2 rRNA genes are annotated in these 3,428 nt (G+C 50.2%); both read right to left on the minus strand.

The window, feature by feature from the left end:
- Positions 1-56: 56 nt before the first annotated feature.
- Positions 57-172, minus strand: a 5S ribosomal RNA gene (rrf, locus tag CFK45_RS18175).
- A 196-nt stretch (positions 173-368) separates the two neighbouring features.
- A 23S ribosomal RNA gene (locus CFK45_RS18180) occupies positions 369-3,242 on the minus strand.
- Positions 3,243-3,428: the final 186 nt, after the last annotated feature.

The following is a 3,428-nucleotide window of genomic DNA, read 5'->3' on the forward strand; positions in this document are numbered from 1 at the left end:
CGACAAGCAGACATAAAAAAAGGCCCATCCTTTCGGATGAGCCTTTTTGAATAAGAGCCTGACGATGACCTACTCTCACATGGGGACTCCCCACACTACCATCGGCGATGTATCGTTTCACTTCTGAGTTCGGGATGGGATCAGGTGGTTCCAACACTCTATGGTCGTCAGGCAAAACTGGTTAGGTTAAAAGCATTGCATGCTCAGAACCTGAATCTGTTCTGCTGAATTCTAAAGTAATCTCAATGCGATGAGTTCTAACTCATGCGATCTTCTGTCTTTGTGACTTTCTTGACTGTCGCGTCGAATTTCGCTCCCGGCGAATTCGACATACCTACGTTCTGTAGGCAACCAATCATCTCTGTTATATGGTCAAGCCTCACGGGCAATTAGTACTGGTTAGCTCAACGCCTCACAACGCTTCCACACCCAGCCTATCAACGTCGTAGTCTTCAACGGCCCTTTAGGGGGTCAAGCCCCAGGGAAATCTTATCTTGAAGGAGGCTTCCCGCTTAGATGCTTTCAGCGGTTATCCCGTCCGAACATAGCTACCGGGCAATGCGTCTGGCGACACAACCCGAACACCAGAGGTTCGTTCACTCCGGTCCTCTCGTACTAGGAGCAACTCTTCTCAAATTTCCAACGCCCACGGCAGATAGGGACCGAACTGTCTCACGACGTTCTAAACCCAGCTCGCGTACCACTTTAAATGGCGAACAGCCATACCCTTGGGACCGGCTTCAGCCCCAGGATGTGATGAGCCGACATCGAGGTGCCAAACACCGCCGTCGATGTGAACTCTTGGGCGGTATCAGCCTGTTATCCCCGGAGTACCTTTTATCCGTTGAGCGACGACCCTTCCATACAGAATCGCCGGATCACTATGACCTACTTTCGTACCTGCTCGTCTTGTCAGACTCGCAGTCAAGCTGGCTTGTGCCATTACACTAACCGCATGATTTCCGACCATGCTTAGCCAACCTTCGTGCTCCTCCGTTACTCTTTGGGAGGAGACCGCCCCAGTCAAACTACCCACCATACACTGTCCTCGATCCCGGTAAGGGACCAGAGTTAGAACCTCAAACATACCAGGCTGGTATTTCAAGATTGGCTCCACCACATCTAGCGACATGGTTTCAAAGCCTCCCAGCTATCCTACACAAGTAGGCTCAAAGTTCAGTGCAAAGCTGTAGTAAAGGTTCACGGGGTCTTTCCGTCTAGCCGCGGGTACACAGCATCTTAACTGCGATTTCAATTTCACTGAGTCTCGGGTGGAGACAGCGTGGCCATCGTTACGCCATTCGTGCAGGTCGGAACTTACCCGACAAGGAATTTCGCTACCTTAGGACCGTTATAGTTACGGCCGCCGTTTACCGGGGCTTCGATCAAGAGCTTCGCATAAGCTAACCCCATCAATTAACCTTCCGGCACCGGGCAGGCGTCACACCCTATACGTCCACTTTCGTGTTTGCAGAGTGCTATGTTTTTAATAAACAGTCGCAGCCACCTGGTCACTTCGACCGGCCTCAGCTTAGGGAGCAAGTCCCATCACCAAAACCGGCGTACCTTCTCCCGAAGTTACGGTACCATTTTGCCTAGTTCCTTCACCCGAGTTCTCTCAAGCGCCTTGGTATTCTCTACCTGATCACCTGTGTCGGTTTACAGTACGGTCGTCTGTAACCTGAAGCTTAGAAGTTTTTCTTGGAAGCATGGCATCAACCACTTCACCCAAAAGAGGGCTCGTCGTCAGCTCTCAGCCTTAGGGACCCGGATTTGCCTAAGTCCCCAGCCTACTACCTTAAACACGGACAACCATCGCCGTGCTGGCCTAGCCTACTCCGTCACTCCATCGCAGTTACAGTCGGTACAGGAATATTAACCTGTTTCCCATCGATTACGCTTCTCAGCCTCACCTTAGGGGCCGACTCACCCTTCCCCGATTAACGTTGGAAAGGAAACCTTGATCTTCCGGCGTGGAGGTTTTTCACCTCCATTATCGTTACTCATGTCAGCATTCGCACTTCTGATACCTCCAGCATGCTTCTCAACACACCTTCACAGGCTTACAGAACGCTCCCCTACCACTTACTCAAAGAGTAAATCCGCAGCTTCGGTTCTCAGTTTGAGCCCCGGTAAATCTTCCGCGCAGGCCGACTCGACTAGTGAGCTATTACGCTTTCTTTAAAGGATGGCTGCTTCTAAGCCAACCTCCTAGCTGTCTAAGCCTTCCCACATCGTTTCCCACTTAACTGAGATTTGGGACCTTAGCTGGCGGTCTGGGTTGTTGCCCTCTTGACGACGGACGTTAGCACCCGCCGTCTGTCTGCCATGCTCGCACTCCTCGGTATTCGGAGTTTGCAAAGGGTTGGTAAGTCGGGATGACCCCCTAGCCTTAACAGTGCTCTACCCCCGAGGGTGATACATGACGCACTACCTAAATAGTTTTCGGGGAGAACCAGCTATCTCCCGGCTTGATTAGCCTTTCACTCCGACCCACAGGTCATCCCCTAACTTTTCAACGTTAGTGGGTTCGGTCCTCCAGTTGATGTTACTCAACCTTCAACCTGCCCATGGGTAGATCGCCGGGTTTCGGGTCTAATGCCTGCAACTGAACGCCCTATTAAGACTCGGTTTCCCTACGGCTCCCCTAAACGGTTAACCTTGCTACAGACAATAAGTCGCTGACCCATTATACAAAAGGTACGCTGTCACTCCGAAGAGCTCCAACTGCTTGTACGCATACGGTTTCAGGATCTATTTCACTCCCCTCACAGGGGTTCTTTTCGCCTTTCCCTCACGGTACTGGTTCACTATCGGTCAGTTGAGAGTATTTAGCCTTGGAGGATGGTCCCCCCATCTTCAGTCAAGATATCACGTGTCCCGACCTACTTAATATGTGCTAATAAAGCCTTCGTGTACGGGGCTATCACCCTGTATCGCGGAACTTTCCAGAACCTTCCACTAACTTTACTAACATCGGCTGCTCCCCTTTCGCTCGCCGCTACTAAGGGAATCTCGGTTGATTTCTTTTCCTCCGGGTACTTAGATGTTTCAGTTCCCCGGGTTCGCCTCTTACACCTATGTATTCAGTGCAAGATAGTCCAAAAGGACTGGGTTCCCCCATTCAGAAATGTCCGGATCAAAGCTTGTGTGCCAGCTCCCCGAACCTTATCGCAGGCTCCTACGTCTTTCATCGCCTTCAACTGCCAAGGCATCCACCGTATGCGCTTATTCACTTGACCATATAACACAAATGAATAGTTGTACGACTTTTAGATAAACATGTTGCCGTTCCGAAGAACGAACAATCAGTTCTCTACGCCAAGAATAATCACTTCACAGAAAAATCATGTGCTTGAGTTAGAAACTCAAATCATCGCATTTTCAATACTATGATTACTTTAGAATTCCACATTTTTAAAGAACAT

It is taken from the genome of Agaribacterium haliotis (assembly GCF_002312815.1).
Lineage (GTDB): Bacteria > Pseudomonadota > Gammaproteobacteria > Pseudomonadales > Cellvibrionaceae > Agaribacterium > Agaribacterium haliotis.